General features: G+C 72.6%; 17 protein-coding genes. 10 read left to right on the top strand and 7 right to left on the bottom strand.

Going from position 1 to position 14768, the window contains the following annotated elements:
• Nucleotides 1-6: 6 nt before the first annotated feature.
• From EPA64_RS05335 to cysE, 10 genes are all read left to right on the top strand, one after another.
• Nucleotides 7-420: a phage major tail protein, TP901-1 family gene (locus EPA64_RS05335; protein WP_134725224.1), complete on the top strand. Its 414-nt coding sequence runs from the start codon at nucleotides 7-9 to the stop codon at nucleotides 418-420.
• Nucleotides 420-746, top strand: a complete 327-nt coding sequence (locus EPA64_RS05330; protein WP_134725223.1) for a gene transfer agent family protein — start codon at nucleotides 420-422, stop codon at nucleotides 744-746. Before EPA64_RS05335 ends, EPA64_RS05330 begins: the two co-directional genes overlap by 1 nt.
• Complete coding sequence (locus EPA64_RS05325) at nucleotides 743-955, top strand: rcc01693 family protein (RefSeq protein ID WP_134725222.1); 213 nt, start codon at nucleotides 743-745, stop codon at nucleotides 953-955. Before EPA64_RS05330 ends, EPA64_RS05325 begins: the two co-directional genes overlap by 4 nt.
• 57 nt (nucleotides 956-1012) lie before the next feature.
• On the top strand, nucleotides 1013-1672 hold the full coding sequence (locus EPA64_RS05320) for a phage tail tape measure protein (RefSeq protein WP_134725221.1): 660 nt from the start codon (nucleotides 1013-1015) through the stop codon (nucleotides 1670-1672).
• Entirely contained in the window at nucleotides 1672-2304 is a 633-nt protein-coding gene (locus tag EPA64_RS05315) for a DUF2460 domain-containing protein (RefSeq protein ID WP_134725220.1), read from the top strand. Before EPA64_RS05320 ends, EPA64_RS05315 begins: the two co-directional genes overlap by 1 nt.
• Entirely contained in the window at nucleotides 2301-3146 is an 846-nt protein-coding gene (locus EPA64_RS05310) for a DUF2163 domain-containing protein (protein ID WP_134725219.1), read from the top strand. The genes EPA64_RS05315 and EPA64_RS05310 overlap by 4 nt, the downstream gene beginning before the upstream one ends.
• Nucleotides 3143-3613: an NlpC/P60 family protein gene (locus tag EPA64_RS05305; protein ID WP_134725218.1), complete on the top strand. Its 471-nt coding sequence runs from the start codon at nucleotides 3143-3145 to the stop codon at nucleotides 3611-3613. The genes EPA64_RS05310 and EPA64_RS05305 overlap by 4 nt, the downstream gene beginning before the upstream one ends.
• 42 nt (nucleotides 3614-3655) lie before the next feature.
• Nucleotides 3656-7531, top strand: coding sequence for a baseplate multidomain protein megatron (locus EPA64_RS05300; protein WP_134725217.1), 3876 nt, complete (start codon nucleotides 3656-3658; stop codon nucleotides 7529-7531).
• Complete coding sequence (locus EPA64_RS05295; protein WP_134725216.1) at nucleotides 7524-8249, top strand: DUF2793 domain-containing protein; 726 nt, start codon at nucleotides 7524-7526, stop codon at nucleotides 8247-8249. The genes EPA64_RS05300 and EPA64_RS05295 overlap by 8 nt, the downstream gene beginning before the upstream one ends.
• A 92-nt stretch (nucleotides 8250-8341) precedes the next feature.
• Entirely contained in the window at nucleotides 8342-9169 is an 828-nt protein-coding gene (cysE, locus tag EPA64_RS05290) for a serine O-acetyltransferase (RefSeq protein ID WP_134725467.1), read from the top strand.
• On the opposite strand, the gene EPA64_RS05285 is transcribed toward cysE, so the two are convergent.
• The 7 genes from EPA64_RS05285 to rlmJ all read right to left on the bottom strand — a co-directional run bounded on the left by EPA64_RS05285 (nucleotide 9166) and on the right by rlmJ (nucleotide 14538).
• Nucleotides 9166-10233: a quinone-dependent dihydroorotate dehydrogenase gene (locus EPA64_RS05285; RefSeq protein WP_134725215.1), complete on the bottom strand. Its 1068-nt coding sequence runs from the start codon at nucleotides 10231-10233 to the stop codon at nucleotides 9166-9168. The two genes, cysE and EPA64_RS05285, sit on opposite strands and share 4 nt — an antisense overlap.
• Complete coding sequence (locus tag EPA64_RS05280; protein ID WP_134725214.1) at nucleotides 10230-10565, bottom strand: DUF952 domain-containing protein; 336 nt, start codon at nucleotides 10563-10565, stop codon at nucleotides 10230-10232. Before EPA64_RS05280 ends, EPA64_RS05285 begins: the two co-directional genes overlap by 4 nt.
• Nucleotides 10559-11212, bottom strand: a complete 654-nt coding sequence (locus tag EPA64_RS05275; protein WP_134725213.1) for an N-acetylmuramoyl-L-alanine amidase — start codon at nucleotides 11210-11212, stop codon at nucleotides 10559-10561. The genes EPA64_RS05280 and EPA64_RS05275 overlap by 7 nt, the downstream gene beginning before the upstream one ends.
• An 18-nt stretch (nucleotides 11213-11230) precedes the next feature.
• On the bottom strand, nucleotides 11231-11893 hold the full coding sequence (locus EPA64_RS05270) for a hypothetical protein (protein WP_134725212.1): 663 nt from the start codon (nucleotides 11891-11893) through the stop codon (nucleotides 11231-11233).
• A 28-nt stretch (nucleotides 11894-11921) separates the two neighbouring features.
• Nucleotides 11922-13400: an Asp-tRNA(Asn)/Glu-tRNA(Gln) amidotransferase subunit GatA gene (gatA, locus tag EPA64_RS05265; RefSeq protein ID WP_134725211.1), complete on the bottom strand. Its 1479-nt coding sequence runs from the start codon at nucleotides 13398-13400 to the stop codon at nucleotides 11922-11924.
• Nucleotides 13397-13684 (bottom strand): Asp-tRNA(Asn)/Glu-tRNA(Gln) amidotransferase subunit GatC, encoded by a 288-nt coding sequence (gatC, locus tag EPA64_RS05260; RefSeq protein WP_134725210.1) that lies wholly within the window; start codon nucleotides 13682-13684, stop codon nucleotides 13397-13399. Before gatC ends, gatA begins: the two co-directional genes overlap by 4 nt.
• Nucleotides 13685-13758: 74 nt before the next feature.
• Nucleotides 13759-14538: a 23S rRNA (adenine(2030)-N(6))-methyltransferase RlmJ gene (gene rlmJ, locus EPA64_RS05255; protein WP_134725209.1), complete on the bottom strand. Its 780-nt coding sequence runs from the start codon at nucleotides 14536-14538 to the stop codon at nucleotides 13759-13761.
• Nucleotides 14539-14768 lie beyond the last annotated feature (230 nt).

The following is a 14768-nucleotide window of genomic DNA, read 5'->3' as shown; positions in this document are numbered from 1 at the left end:
TGAACGATGGCGGTGCAGAACGGGCGCGACCTGCTGATCAAGATGGACATGACCGGCGACGGCATGTTCGAGACCATCGCGGGGCTGCGCGCCACGCGGCTGGGCTTCAACGCCGAGACGGTGGACGTCACCAGCCTGGACAGCCAGGGCGGCTGGCGCGAGCTGCTGGCGGGCGCGGGGGTGCGCACGGCCTCGATTTCCGGGTCGGGGGTGTTCCGGGACGAGGCCAGCGACGGGCGCGTGCGGCAGGTGTTCTTTGACGGCGAGGTGCCGCGGTTCCAGGTGGTGATCCCGGATTTCGGCACCGTCGAGGGGCCGTTCCAGATCACCGGGCTGGAATACGCCGGCAGCTATAACGGCGAGGCGACGTACGAGCTGGCGCTGGCCTCGGCCGGGGCGCTGACCTTCGAGGTGGCATGATGGCCAACCCGCATCGCGGCGAGGTCGCGGTCTGGCTGGACGGCGAGCGGCGGGTGGCGCGGCTGACGCTGGGCGCGCTGGCGGGGCTGGAGGCGGCCTTGGGCGCCGACAGCCTGGTGGGCGTGATCGAGCGGTTCGAAAGCGGCCGGTTCGCCAGCCGCGACGTGATCGCGGTGCTGGTCGCGGGGCTGCGCGGCGGCGGCTGGCAGGGGGCCGAGGGCGACCTGCTGACGGTCGAGATCGGCGGCGGGCCGGTCGAGGCCGCGCGTCTGGCTGCCGAGTTGCTGGCGCTGGCCTTTCGCGGGCCGGCCGCCGCCACCGGATGAGCGGGGCGGGGGCCGCGGGCGCGGGGCTGGACTGGGGCGGGCTGATGCGGGCCGGGATCGCGGGCCTCGGGCTGCGCCCGGCCGTGTTCTGGGATCTGACGCCCGCCGAACTGGCGCTGATGCTGGGCATCGACACCTCGGGCCACGGCGCGGGGACGATGAGCCGGGCGCGGCTGGATGCGCTGATGGCGCGGTTCCCCGACGCCTGAGCGCGGGATGCAATCGGGGGGCCGCGCGGCCCCCCTTGTCGTTGCAGGAGGAAACGGATGTCGGACGGGTTTGCGACCAACAGGGACGGCGTGGACCGCCTGGGCGAGCGGCTGGACCAGACCGGGCAGATGACCGCCAGCTTTCAGGCGGAACTGGCGCGGCTGTCCCGGGCGATGAACCAGACGGGCCGCGAGGTGACGACGCTGACCGCGGGGTTCAGCGGCGGGCTGCGCCGCGCGTTCGAGGGCGTCGTCTTTGACGGCGTGCGGCTGTCGGATGCGCTGAAGGGCATCGCGTCCAGCATGGCCGACACGGTGTTCGCCGCCGCCATGAAGCCGGTGCAGCAAGCCGTGGCTGGCGCGCTGGCGCAGGGCGTCACCGGCATGGTCGCCGGGGCGCTGCCGTTCGCGGACGGCGCGGCCTTTAGCCAGGGGCGGGTCGCGCCGTTCGCGCGGGGCGGCGTCGTCAGCCAGCCCACGCATTTCCCGATGCGCGGCGCGACCGGCCTGATGGGCGAGGCCGGCCCGGAGGCGATCATGCCGCTGCGCCGCGGCGCCGACGCGCGGCTGGGCGTCGCCGCGGCGGGCGCGGGCGGGCGGCCGGTCAGCGTCACCTTCAACGTGAGCACGCCCGACGTGGCGGGGTTCCAGCGCAGCCAGAGCCAGATCGCCGCCACCTTGGGCCGGGCGCTGGCGCGCGGCGAAAGGAACGCATGATGGCATTTCACGACATCCGTTTTCCGGCCAACCTGTCACGCGGATCGGTGGGCGGCCCCGAACGGCGCACCGAGATCGTCACCCTGACCAACGGGTATGAGGAGCGCAACAGCGCCTGGGCCCATTCGCGCCGCCGCTATGACGCAGGCGTGGGGCTGCGGTCGCTGGACGACGTGGCGGCGGTGATCGCGTTCTTCGAGGCGCGGGGCGGGCAGTTGCACGCGTTCCGCTGGAAGGACTGGGCGGATTACAAATCCTGCGCCCCCAGCCGGGCGGTCGCGGCGGGTGATCAGGTGATCGGGCGGGGCGACGGGCGGACGGTCAGCTTTGCGCTGTCCAAGCTGTATGCCTCGGGTCCGGCGAGCTATCGCCGGCCTGTCGTCAAGCCGGTCGTGGGGACGGTCAAGGTCGCGCTGGGTGGGGTCGAGAAGATCGAGACGATCGACTTCGACGTGGATCTGGCGACCGGCGTCGTTACCTTCGCCGACGCGCCGGTGATGGACGCGCCTGTCACGGCCGGGTTCGAGTTCGACGTGCCGGTGCGGTTCGACACCGACCGGATCGCGGTGTCGGTATCCTCGTTCCAGGCGGGCGACGTGCCGCAGGTGCCGGTCGTCGAGGTGCGGTTGTGAGCGCGGACCGGACGACCGCGGTCGCGCGCGCCTGGGCGGTGGCGCGGCGGGACGGCATGGTGCTGGGGTTCACCGACCACGACTGCCTGCTGGAGTTCGAGGGCGTGCGGTTCCGCCCCGATGCGGGCCTGAGCGCGCGGGCGGTCGTGCAGGGGCTGGGCCTGTCCGTGGACAACACCGAGGCGCAGGGCGTGCTGTCGGACGACGCGATCACCGAGGCCGACCTGATGGCGGGTCGCTGGGACGGGGCCGAGGTCCGCCTGTGGGAGGTGGACTGGCAGGCGCCCGCCGACCGGCGGCTGGTGTTCCGCGGCCATCTGGGCGAGGTCGCGCGCGGCAACGGCGCCTTTCGCGCCGAGTTGCGCGGCCTGGCCGAGGCGCTGAACGTGCCGCAGGGGCGGGTGTTCCATCCGCGCTGCTCGGCCCGGCTGGGCGACGGGCAGTGCCGTTTCGACACCGGCCGCGACGGCTATAACGCCCTGGGCGAGGTGACGCGGGTCGAGGAGGACGGCGCGCGGCTGATCCTGCGCGGCATCGCCGGGCATGACACCGACTGGTTCGCGCACGGCCGCGTGACGCTGCTGGATGGCGAGGGCGCGGGGCTGAGCGCGTCGATCAAGAGCGACCGCGCGCAGCCGGACGGCGGGCGGCTGGTCGAATTGTGGGCGGCGCCGGGGCTGCCGCCTGCCGTGGGCGACCGCGTGCGGCTGGAGGCGGGCTGCGACAAGCGCGCCGAGACCTGCCGGCTGAAGTTCCTGAACCATCTGAACTTTCGCGGCTTTCCGCATCTGCCGCCCGAGGACTGGCTGATCGCGCCGCAGGCCGCCGGGGGCCGGCGATGAGCCTGCGCGCGGTCGAGGCCGCGCGGACGTGGATCGGCACGCCCTATGTCCATCAGGGATCGGCACGGGGTGCAGGCGCCGACTGCCTGGGGCTGGTGCGCGGGGTCTGGCGCGCGGTCCACGGGACCGAGCCCGAGGCGGTGCCCGCCTATACCCCCGACTGGGGCGAGACGGGCGCAACCGAACTGCTGTGGTCGGCGGCGCTGCGCAACCTGCGGCCGGTGGCGGCGGACGCGCCGGAGGGTCCGGGCGAGGTCTTGCTGTTCCGCATGAGGGCGGGGGCGGTCGCCAAGCATCTGGGCATCCGCGCCGGGCTGGGCGGGGCGGCAAGTTTCATCCACGCCTATGACCGGCACGGGGTCGTGGAAAGCCCGCTGTCCGCCCCGTGGCGGGCGCGGATCGTGGCGCGGTTCGCCTGGCCCGGTGTGGGGCAGGTCGGGCCGGGGCAGGTCGGGGCCGACGTCTGAGGGCTGCGCGCGGCCGGACGGGACATCACAAGGGAGAGGACGATGGCCACCATTCTGCTGGCAGCGGCGGGCGCGTCGATCGGGGCGGGCTTGGGGGGAACCATGCTGGGCCTGACCGGCGCCGTCATCGGCCGCGCGGTGGGCGCGACCGTCGGGCGCGTCATCGACCAGAAGCTGCTGGGCGGCGGGTCGCGGCCGGTCGAGACCGGGCGCATCGACCGGCTGCGGCTGCAGACCGCGGGCGAGGGCACGCCCATTGCACGGCTGTGGGGGCAGATGCGGGTGCCGGGGCACGTCATCTGGGCCTCGCCCATCGAGGAGGTCAGTTCGACGCAGTCGGGCGGCAAAGGCTCGGGGCCGAAGGTGACCGAGATCAGCTATCGGCTGAGCCTGGCGCTGGCGCTGTGCGAGGGACCGATCCTGGGCGTGGGCCGGGTCTGGGCCGATGGCGAGGAGATCGCGGCGGCCGACCTGAACCTGCGCGTCTATCCCGGCGACGAGGCGCAGCTGCCAGACCCCTGCATCGCCGCGCACGAGGGCGAGGCCGCGCCCACGTATCGCGGCATCGCCTATGTCGTGCTGGAGGAGCTGGCGCTGGAGCGCTGGGGCAACCGCGTGCCGCAGCTGAGTTTCGAGGTGACGCGCGCCGCCGAGGGTGGCGCGGGGCTGTCGCGGCAGGTTCGCGCCGTCGCGATGATCCCCGGCACGGGCGAATACACGCTGGCCACGACCCAGGTGTCGCAGGATCTGGGCCTGGGCGAGACGCGCGTGATCAACCGCAACACGCCGATGGGCGGGACGGACTTCGCCGTCTCGCTGGAGACGCTGGGGCGCGAGTTGCCGCGGGTCGGGTCGGTGTCGCTGGTGGTGTCGTGGTTCGGGGACGACCTGCGCGCCGGCCACTGCACGCTGCGCCCCAAGGTCGAGCAGCGGGAGGTGGACGGCGACGAGATGCGCTGGCGCGCGGGCGGCATCGGGCGCGCCGACGCGGCCGAGGTGGCGCGCCGGGACGGGCGGCCGATCTATGGCGGGACGCCCGCGGACCAGTCGGTCATCGAGGCGCTGCGCGCCATCGCGGCATCGGGGCGGCGCGCGGTGTTCTATCCGTTCATTTTGATGGAGCAGCTTGGCGGCAACGGGCGACCGGACCCGTGGACGGGCGCGGCAGATCAGCCGGTGATGCCGTGGCGGGGGCGGATCACCAGTTCTGTCGCGGCGGGGCGGGCGGGCAGCCCGGACGGCACGCCCGACGCCGCGGCCGAGGTCGCGGCGTTCTTTGGCCGGGCGGCGGGGTCGGATTTCGCCGTCGAGGGGGGCTGCGTCGTCTATCGCGGGCCGGACGAATGGTCATACCGGCGGTTCATCCTGCATTATGCGCATCTTTGCGCGCTGGCGGGGGGGATCGACAGTTTCCTGATCGGGTCCGAGATGATCGGGTTGACGCAGATCCGGGGCGCGGCGGGCAGCTATCCGGCGGTGGCGGCGCTGCGGCGGCTGGCGGCGGACGTGCGCGCCATCCTGGGGCCTGGCGTCAAGCTGAGCTATGCGGCCGACTGGTCCGAGTATTTCGGCCACCAGCCCGGCGGGGGCGAGCGGCGTTACCATCTGGACCCGCTGTGGGCGGATGAGGCGGTCGATTTCGTCGGCATCGACAACTATATGCCGCTGTCGGACTGGCGCGACGGCGAGGATCACGCCGACGCGGGCTGGGGCCGGATCGACAACCCGGCCTATCTGCGCGCGAATGTCTGCGGCGGCGAGGGGTATGACTGGTATTACCAGAACGACACCCACCGCGAGGCGCAGCGCCGCACGCCCATCGAGGATCACCGGGACGAGCCGTGGATCTGGCGCTATAAGGACATCCGCAACTGGTGGGCGCGTCCGCATCATGAACGGAGCGCCGACGGTGCGCGCGCGGCCCAGCCGACGGCATGGGTGCCGCGGTCGAAGCCCATCTGGTTCACGGAATACGGCTGCGCCGCGTTGGACAAGGCCACGAACCAGCCCAACAAGTTCCTGGATGCGATGAGCAGCGAGTCGATGCTGCCCTGGTATTCCAGCGGGCGGCGGGACGACGCGCTGCAGGCGGCCTATGTCGCGGCGGTCGTGGACTATTGGTCCGATCCCGACAACAACCCGGCGACCCCTGCGGGGTGGCGCATGGTCGATCTGGACCGGGCGCATGTCTGGGCCTGGGACGCGCGGCCGTTCCCGGCCTTTCCGGGGCGGCCCGAGCTGTGGTCGGACGGACCGGCGTGGGAGCGGGGGCACTGGCTGAACGGGCGGGCGGGCGCGGTGCCGCTGGCCGACGTGGTCGCCGAGATCTGCCGCGCCGCGGGCGTCGCCGCGTTCGACGTGTCCGCGCTGTCCGGCGTCGTGCGCGGCTATGCGCTGGGCGGCGGCGAAAGCGGCCGCGCGGCGTTGCAGCCCCTGATGCTGGCGCACGGGTTCGATGCGGTCGAGCGCGACGGCGTGCTGGATTTCGTCATGCGCGACGGGCGGGTCACGGCCGAAGTCGGCCCCGATGACCTGGCGTTGACCGATGATTTGCCGGGGGTCGAGATCAGCCGCGCGCCCGAGCCCGAGCTGCTGGGCCGGGTGCGCGTCAGCCACGTCGAGGCGGGTGCGGACTACACCGTGCGGACGGCGGAAACGGCGTTGCCCGAAGCCTCGCTTGCGACGGTGTCGGACAGCGAGCTGCCGATGAGCCTGACGCGCGCCGAAGGCCAGTCGATCGCGGCGCGCTGGCTGGCCGAGGCGGGGGTGGCGCGCGACACGGCGCGGCTGGCGCTACCGCCGTCACGCGCCGGGCTGCGGCCGGGCGATGTCGTGCGCCTGACGGGCGGCAGCGGCGCGGGGCAGCGCTGGCGCATCGACCGGGTGGAACGCGCGGGTGCGGTCACGGTGGATGCGGTGCGGGTCGAGCCGGGCGTCTATCGTCCCGCGCCCATCGTCGGCGAGGCGGCGGTGATCCGCGCGTTCCAGCCGCCGGTGCCGGTCTGGCCGATGTTCCTGGACCTGCCGCTGATGCGCGGCAACGAGGTGGCGCACGCGCCGCATCTGGCGGTGACGGCAACGCCGTGGCCGGAGTCGGTGCAGGTCTGGTCCTCGGTCGAGGCCGAGGGCGGATTTGCGCTGAACCGCACGCTGCCGCGCCGCGCGATCATGGGCGTGACGACGACGCCGCTGGCGGCGGCGCGGCCGGGCGTCTGGGACCGTGGTCCCGCGCTGCGGGTGCGGTTGAAGGGGGGGCAGCTGCGCGCCGCGACCGAGGCGGCGCTGCTGGCCGGGGCCAACGTGATGGCGATCGGCGACGGCAGCCCCGAGCGGTGGGAGCTGATCCAGTTCGCGCGCGCCGAGCTGGTCGCGCCCGGCCTGTGGGAGATCGGGCTGCGGCTGCGCGGGCAGGCGGGCACGGACGCGTTCATGCCCCAGGCTTGGCCGGCCGGCAGCGTCGTGGTGCTGATCGACGGCGCGCCCGTGCAGGTGGACCTGCCGCCGGATGCGCGCGGGATGGTGCGTCACTGGCGCATCGGCCCGTCCAGCCGGACGCCGGACGACCCCAGCTATCGCGAGCGGGCGCATGCCTTTTCCGGCGCGGGGCTGCGGCCGCTGGCGCCCTGCCATCTGACGGTCACGGGCCGCCAGATCGGCTGGATCCGGCGCACGCGGATCGGCGGCGACGGGTGGGACGGCTGGGACGTGCCGCTGGGCGAGGCCGCGGAACGCTATGCCGTGCGGCTGATGCGGGGGGCGACGCGGCTTTACGAGCGGACGGTGAACGACCCGCAGCATGAGGTTCCGGCGCAGGCCTGGGATGCCGCGCGGGCAGGTGGCGCGTTCACCGTCGAGGTGGCGCAGGTGTCGGATGTCTTCGGGCCGGGCCCGTTTGTCAGGAGAACGATCAATGGCTGACGCGAACTCTACCGCGCGGTGCGGGTTGCCGCTGTTGCAGCCCGCGCAGGCGCAAAAGCACGTCACCGTCAACGACGCGATGATGCGGCTGGACGGTCTGGTCAACCTGGTGCTGGAATCGGTGCGGATCGCGACGCCGCCGGCGGTGGTTCCCGACGGGGCCAGCTGGGGCGTGCCGGTGGGCGCCGTCAACGCGTGGCAGGGCCGGGCCGGGCAGATCGCGACGGGCGCGAACGGCGGCTGGGTGTTCACCGTGCCGCGGCGCGGGCAGCGCGCCTTTGTGGCCGACGAGGGCGCGGGCGCGCTGTTCGACGGGCTGCGCTGGGCCACGGGCGCGATCACCCTTGGCCTGCTCGGCGGCGGGCTGTCGGCGGGCGTCACCGAGGGCGAGTGGACCGTGACGGCGGGCACGGCGCTGACGACCGACGTCGTCATTCCCGGCAACGTCCTGATCATCGGCACCACGGCGCGGGTCGCAGGGACGATCACCGGCACGCTGACCAGCTGGTCGCTGGGCGTGGCCGGCGCGGTCAACCGCTTTGGGTCCGGGCTGGGGCTGGCGCAGGGATCGTGGGGGCAGGGGCTGCTGTCGGCGCCGATGGCCAACTACGCGCCCGCGGCCCTGCGGCTGCAGGCGACGGGTGGTGCCTTTGCCGCGGGCCGGGTGCGGCTGTCGGTCCACTGGCTGGAAATGCGGCTGCCGCACGAGGCTGCGTGACGCAGGGCCACTGCCGCTGCGGTGCGGCGGCGGTGGCTTTTCGCCGCCACGATCCTGGCCTAATATGATCGCCCATGACGAGAGGTGCGGCGATGGATGGACAGGGTGACTTGGAGCGGATCGCCGCGGCCGGGCACGGGCCGCTGTGGGACCGCATCCGCGACGAGGCCAGCCGCGCCGTCCAGGACGAGCCGCTGCTGGGCGCGCTGATCCATGCCGGGCTGCTGCATCACCCGACGTTCCAGGCGGCGCTGGGATACCGCTTTTCGCTGAAGCTGGCATCCGGCGAGATGTCCGAGCAGATCCTGCGCGAGATCGCCGACCATGCCCACCTGCGCGAGCCGCATCTGGCCGAGGCCGCCCGCCGCGACCTTGAGGCGGTGTTCGAGCGCGACCCCGCGTGCCACCGGCTGATGCAGCCGATGCTGTTCTTCAAGGGGTTCCAGGCGCTGCAGGCCTATCGCGTGGGGCACTGGCTGTGGAACAACGGCCGGCGGGACATGGCGTATTTCGTGCAGATGCGCTGTTCCGAGGTGTTCGGCGTGGACATCCACCCGGCCGCCCGGATCGGAACTGGGGTGATGATCGACCACGCCCATTCCATCGTGATCGGTGAAACGGCGGTGGTGGGCAACGACGTGTCGATGCTGCACTCTGTGACCCTGGGCGGGACCGGCAAGGAGGACGGCGACCGCCATCCCAAGATCGGCGACGGGGTGATGATCGGGGCCGGCGCCAAGGTGCTGGGCAACATCAGCGTCGGCCATCACAGCCGGATCGCCGCGGGGTCGGTGGTGCTGGCCGAGGTGCCGCCGTGCAAGACCGTCGCGGGCGTTCCCGCGCGCATCATCGGGGATGCGGGCTGCGAGGCGCCGTCGGACGTGATGAATCAGCTGCTGGGGCTGGACGACGTGTTCTAGCGCGCCCAGCGGTCGGCTTCGCTGCCGGTGAGGTCGGCGAGGCGGTCGATGCCCTTTTCGGCAAGCCGGGCATCGAAAGCGCGGGCAATCCGGTCGGCAAGCGAAAACCCCTGATAGATCAGCGCGCTGTAGATCTGGATGGCCGTCGCCCCGGCCGCGATCTTGTCCCACGCCTGTTCGGCCGAGCCGATGCCGCCCACGCCGATGATCGGCAGGCGGCCGCCGGTCAGGCGATACAGCCGCGCAAGCTGGCGGGTGGACAGGTCGAACAGCGGCGCGCCGGACAGGCCCCCGGTTTCCGCGGCATGGCGCGACGTCAGGCCGCGGCGCGACAGCGTGGTGTTGGTGGCGATGGCGCCGTCGATGCCGCTGTCGCGCAGCACGGCGGCCAGTTCGGCCAGCGCGGCGTCGTCCAGGTCGGGGGCGATCTTGACGAAAACGGGCGGGTGGGCGCCGGACGCCTCGCGCGCCGCCACCACGCCCGCGATCAGCGCGGCCAGCGCCCGCGCGCCCTGAAGGTCGCGCAGCTTTTCGGTGTTGGGCGAGCTGACGTTGATCGTCAGGAAGTCGGCGACCGGGGCCGCCTGTTCGGCGACGCGGGCGAAATCGGCGGCGCGGTCGCCGCTGTCCTTGTTCGCGCCGATGTTCAGCCCGACCGGAACCGAGCCGCGCGGGCGGGCCGCCAGCCGGGCGGCGATGCTGTCGATGCCGTCGTTGTTGAAGCCGAAGCGGTTGATGATGGCCCGATCCCCGGTCAGACGGAACAGCCGGGGGCGCGGGTTGCCGGGCTGCGGCAGGGGGGTGGCCGCACCCGCCTCGACAAAGCCGAAGCCGGCGCGGGTCAGGGCGCGCAGGGCCACGGCGTTCTTGTCGTAACCGGCGGCGAGGCCGACCGGGTTCGGCAGCGACAGACCCGCAAGGTTCGTGGCGATGCGCGGCGTGCTGAAGGGCCGGCCCGGCAGCGGCACGATGCCGGCCGCCAGCGCGCGCAGCGACAGGTCGTGCGCGCGTTCCGGGTCGATCCGGTGCAGCACGGCAAGGCCCGCGCGTTCGATCAGGGTCACGACAACTCTCCGGTCAGGTGGCCTGCGGCGGTCAGGGGCAGGTCGCGCGACCACAGGACGTCGGAAAGCCGCAGGGGGCGGTAAAGGTGCGGGAACAGCGCGCCGCCGCGCGAAGGCTCCCACCGCAGGTCGGCCCCGAGGGCGTCCGCATCGCAGGCCAGAAGGATCAGGCCCGCTTCGCCCGCGAAATGGCGGCGGAGGGTGACCGGCAACTGCTCGGCGGTCGAGAAATGGACAAAGCCGTCCTGCCGGTCCACGGGCGCGCCGGCCGAGGTGCCGGCGGCCCGCAGATCAGCCCATTCGGCGGGACGCAGAACCTTGTAGATCAGCATGGCGGTGTCCTTTCGGCCAATTCGGCGGCGACGCGGCGGTCGGCGGGCGATTCGGCGCCGCAGGCCCAGGGCCGGAACCGCAGGCGGAAGGCGCGCAGACGGTCTGCGGCGGCTGCGGCGGGATAGCCGATGCGGTCAAGCGAGGCGGCAAGCGGCGGGCCGTCGCCCGCGCCGGGGTCGTCGGCCCACAGCGCCAGTCCCGCAAGCCCCAGCCGGCGCCAGTCGAAGCGCGGGCCGGGGTCGATCTTGCGGTCGGGCGCCATGTCGGAATGGGCGATGACGCCTGCGGGCAAGACGTGCCAGCGGGCCATGATCCCGGCCAGCAGCCGTTCCAGCGCGGCCATCTGGGGCGCGGGAAAGGGGCGGTCGCCGGGGTTCGCGATCTCGATCCCGATGCTGTGCGAGTTCACGTCAGCGCGCCCCCGCCACGATCCGTCCCCGGCATGCCAGGCGCGGCGATCCTCGGGGACCAGCGGCTCGGCGCGGCCGTTTTCGTGGATAAGCCAGTGGGCCGACACCTGCGCCGCGGGGTCGCACAGGCGGTCGCGCGCCGATGCAGCGTCAGCCATGCCGGTATAGTGCAGCACGATCAGGTCGGGCGCCTGCGTGCCCCGGCGGGGGCCGTGGTTCGGCGAAGGCAGGGTCATGCAACGGCCCGCAGCGGCTTAGCGGGCGGTCTGCCGATAGGGCGCGGGGTTCCAGCCGCAGGCATAGCCGTCGCCGTCGGGATCAAGGCCCAGCCGGTCGGTTCCGGGGCCGCCGCTGTTCAGGAAGGCCGTCTGCGCGGACGCGGCCGAGGCATAGCCCGAGCAGGCGAGGCCCGTCGGCCGCGGGTTGGCGCGCGGCCAGACGACGGTGCCGGGCGTGTGGCGCGAGCTTGAGGCATAGGCGTCGAGCAGGGCTGTCTGGGACAGCGGCGCGACGGCGCGGCCGGGCGCGGTGCTGATCGTGCGCGAGCGACGCAACGGGGTCGGGGTCAGGACAGCCGGCGGCGGCGTCAGCCGCGGGTCGACGGCGGGGGCACGGTTGTGGACCGGCGCGGGCTGGACCCGCACCGGCGCGGCCTGCGCGCGGCGCGGCGTCGTCGCCTGTTCCAGGATGCGCACGGGGGACGGGCCGGCGATCTGTTCGGGTGTGGGGGCCTTGACGGGCAGCGCGACGGGGATGACGCGCGGCGGTTCGGCGCGCGTGCCCGTCAGCGCCAGTTCGCGCTGGCGCAGATAGTCGCCATAGGGGGTGGCCTTGGCCTGATAATTCGGGTTCCAGCCGCTGTTTTCGCCCGAACATGCGGCAAGCGCGAGAATGGGGATCAGGAATAGGGTCCGCATGGTTGCCTCGCGCGTTGTCAACTTGGTCTTACCACCAGCGGGCGGGCTTGGCGACAAATCCCGCCGCCTTTTCCAGAACAAGCCCGTGGTTCAGCAGGTCGCCCTCGTCCCAAGGGCGGCCGATCAGTTGCAGCCCGAGGGGCAGGCCCTGCGCGTCCAGCCCCACCGGCACCGACAGGCCGGGCAGCCCGGCGAGGTTCACGGTCACGGTGAACACGTCGTTGAGATACATCTCGACCGGGTCGGCGGCGTCCATCGAACCCAGCGCGAACGCGGCCGAAGGGGTGGCGGGCGTCAGGATCGTGTCGATCCCGTCGGCGAAGGCGCGGTCGAAGTCGCGCTTGATCAGCGCGCGCACCTTGCGGGCGCGGTTGTAATAGGCGTCGTAAAAGCCCGCCGACAGCACATAGGTGCCGATCATCACGCGGCGCTGCACCTCGGGTCCGAAGCCTTCGGCGCGGGTTTTTTCGTAAAGCTCGGTGATGCCGTCGCCGGCCGACAGGCTGGCGCGGTGGCCATAGCGCACGCCGTCATAACGCGCGAGGTTCGAGGACGCCTCGGCCGGGGCGATGACGTAATAGGCGGGCAACGCGTATTTCGTGTGCGGCAGCGAGATGTCCACGATTTCGGCGCCCGCGTCGCGCAGCATGTCCGCGCCATGTTGCCACAGCGCGTCGATCTCGGCCGGCATGCCGTCCATGCGGTATTCGCGGGGGATGCCGATGCGCTTGCCACGGATGTCGCCGGTCAGCGCGGATTCGTAGTCGGGCACGGGCCGGTCGGCCGAGGTCGAATCACGGGGATCGACCGAGGCCATCGCGCCCAGCATGATCGCGGCGTCCCGCACGGTCCGGGTCATCGGCCCGGCCTGGTCCAGCGACGAGGCGAAAGCGATGGTGCCCCAGCGGCTGACGCGGCCATAGGTCGGCTTCAGCCCCACGATTCCCGTGAAAGCGGCGGGCTGGCGGATCGAGCCGCCGGTATCGGTGCCGGTCGCGGCAAGGCACAGGTCGCCGGCGACGGCCGCGGCCGACCCGCCGGACGACCCGCCGGGCGTCAGCTGCCGGTCGTCCACCTTCCACGGATTCACTGCGTCGCCGTAGGCGCTGGTCTCGTTCGACGAGCCCATCGCAAACTCGTCCATGTTCAGCTTGCCCAGCATCACCGCGCCGGCGTCGAACAGGTTCTGCGTCACGGTCGATTCGTATTCGGGCAGGAAGCCTTGCAGGATCCAGCTGGCGGCCTGGGACGGCACGCCACGGGTGCAGAACAGATCCTTGATGCCGACCGGAATGCCGCACATCGCAGGCGCATCGCCCGCCGCCAGCCGCGTATCGGCGGCGGCGGCCTGTGCGCGTGCGATGTCGGGCGTCTGATGGACGAACGCATTCAGCGCGCCGGCGCCTTCGACGGCGGTCAGGCAGGCGTCGGCCAGCTCGGCGGCGCTGATGTCGCGGGCGCGCAGGCGGTCGCGGGCCTCGGCAATGGTCAGGGCGTTCAGGGTCATTCCACCACCTTCGGCACGGCAAAGAATCCTTCGCGCGCGTCGGGCGCGTTCTTCAGGATGCGGTCCTGCATCGCGCCGTCGGTCACGATATCCTCGCGCCGTTTCAGCCGCATGCGTTCGACGCCGGTCATCGGCTCGATGCCGTCGACGTCGACCTCGTTCAGCTGTTCCATGAAATGCAGGATGCCGTTCAGTTCGGCGGCCAGCGCCGGCAGGGCGTCGTCCGCGACCGCGATCCGGGCCAGATGCGCGACCTTGCGGGCCTCGGCTTCGGTAATCGACATGGGTTTTTCCTTTTGCTCGGCCCGCGTTTACCGCCGGCGGACCAGCCCCGCAAGTCGCGCGGGCGGCGGGCGGGTCAACGCAGCCGTGCGAAAACGGCGGCGAGCCTTTGCGCCTCGTCGGCCAGGCCAAAGGGCGGGTTGATGACCAACATCCCCGACCCGACCATCCCGTGACCCGGCCGCGCCGGGGGAAAGCCGACCTGCGACAGCAGCGCCTGCGGGTGGTCGGCGGTCAGCTGCGCGACCATGCCCGCGTGGCGGGCGTCGGGCAGCACCGGATACCACAGCGCGATCACCCCCACGTTCCACTTGCGCGCCAGCCGGGCCACGATGCCGGGCAGACGAGCCAGATCCGCCTTGATCTCGTAACTGGGGTCGATCAGCAGCAGCCCGCGCCGGGGCGTGGGCGGGATCAGGGCGTTCGCCATCTGGAACCCGTCGCTGTAGTGCAGATGGGCAAAGCCCGCGACGGACGCCAGCACCGCATGTTCCGCCGGGTGCAGTTCGGCAAGATGCGCCGCGTCGACGGGGCGCAGGAAATGCCGCGCGATCAGGGGCGATCCGGGATAGGCGTCGGGACCGTGCGCCGCCCGCACCGCGGCCAGCGCCGACAGCAGCGGATGGCCGGCCGGCAGCCACCCCTCGTCCAGGGCGCGGGCGATGCCGGCGGCGGCCTCGCCCGTGCGGGCGGCCTGCGCCGATCCCAGGTCGTAAAGCCCGCGCCCCGCGTGGGTTTCCAGATAGGTGAACGGCTTGTCCTTGGCGGCAAGGCGCGACAGCGCGGTCGCCAGCAAGGCATGCTTGTGCAGGTCGGCCAGGTTCCCGGCGTGATACGCGTGCTGATAGGACAACATGCCCCGTGCCTAGTCGCCATGTGCCGGAATGAAAAGCGGCGGCGCCCAGGGAGGAGGAGGGGCGCCGCCGCGCAACGCTGGCCCGGGGAGGAGGAGGGCCGCGTATGGGGTGCGGTGGCCGCCTGGGAGGAGGAGGGGCCGCCACCGCGAACGATCGGTCCTGGGGAGGAGGAGGGACCGCCGTAACTGCCCCCGCCATGACCCCGGCGGGGAAGGGAGCGGCGACCCCG

Source organism: Paracoccus luteus, from assembly GCF_004522155.1.
Taxonomy (GTDB): Bacteria; Pseudomonadota; Alphaproteobacteria; order Rhodobacterales; family Rhodobacteraceae; genus Paracoccus; species Paracoccus luteus.
The sequence above is the reverse complement of the archived record's forward strand: the minus strand, read 5'-3'. Positions and strand labels throughout refer to the sequence as shown.

Excerpts from the sequence above, each read along its gene's own strand:
- EPA64_RS05335 (WP_134725224.1), top strand. The coding sequence starts at position 7 with ATGGCGGTGCAGAACGGGCGCGACCTGCTGATCAAGATGGACATGACC.
- EPA64_RS05330 (WP_134725223.1), top strand. The coding sequence starts at position 420 with ATGGCCAACCCGCATCGCGGCGAGGTCGCGGTCTGGCTGGACGGCGAG.
- EPA64_RS05325 (WP_134725222.1), top strand. The coding sequence starts at position 743 with ATGAGCGGGGCGGGGGCCGCGGGCGCGGGGCTGGACTGGGGCGGGCTG.
- EPA64_RS05320 (WP_134725221.1), top strand. The coding sequence starts at position 1,013 with ATGTCGGACGGGTTTGCGACCAACAGGGACGGCGTGGACCGCCTGGGC.
- EPA64_RS05315 (WP_134725220.1), top strand. The coding sequence starts at position 1,672 with ATGGCATTTCACGACATCCGTTTTCCGGCCAACCTGTCACGCGGATCG.
- EPA64_RS05305 (WP_134725218.1), top strand. The coding sequence starts at position 3,143 with ATGAGCCTGCGCGCGGTCGAGGCCGCGCGGACGTGGATCGGCACGCCC.
- EPA64_RS05300 (WP_134725217.1), top strand. The coding sequence starts at position 3,656 with ATGGCCACCATTCTGCTGGCAGCGGCGGGCGCGTCGATCGGGGCGGGC.
- EPA64_RS05295 (WP_134725216.1), top strand. The coding sequence starts at position 7,524 with ATGGCTGACGCGAACTCTACCGCGCGGTGCGGGTTGCCGCTGTTGCAG.
- cysE (WP_134725467.1), top strand. The coding sequence starts at position 8,342 with ATGGATGGACAGGGTGACTTGGAGCGGATCGCCGCGGCCGGGCACGGG.
- EPA64_RS05280 (WP_134725214.1), bottom strand. The coding sequence starts at position 10,565 with ATGCTGATCTACAAGGTTCTGCGTCCCGCCGAATGGGCTGATCTGCGG.
- EPA64_RS05275 (WP_134725213.1), bottom strand. The coding sequence starts at position 11,212 with ATGACCCTGCCTTCGCCGAACCACGGCCCCCGCCGGGGCACGCAGGCG.
- EPA64_RS05270 (WP_134725212.1), bottom strand. The coding sequence starts at position 11,893 with ATGCGGACCCTATTCCTGATCCCCATTCTCGCGCTTGCCGCATGTTCG.
- gatA (WP_134725211.1), bottom strand. The coding sequence starts at position 13,400 with ATGACCCTGAACGCCCTGACCATTGCCGAGGCCCGCGACCGCCTGCGC.
- gatC (WP_134725210.1), bottom strand. The coding sequence starts at position 13,684 with ATGTCGATTACCGAAGCCGAGGCCCGCAAGGTCGCGCATCTGGCCCGG.
- rlmJ (WP_134725209.1), bottom strand. The coding sequence starts at position 14,538 with ATGTTGTCCTATCAGCACGCGTATCACGCCGGGAACCTGGCCGACCTG.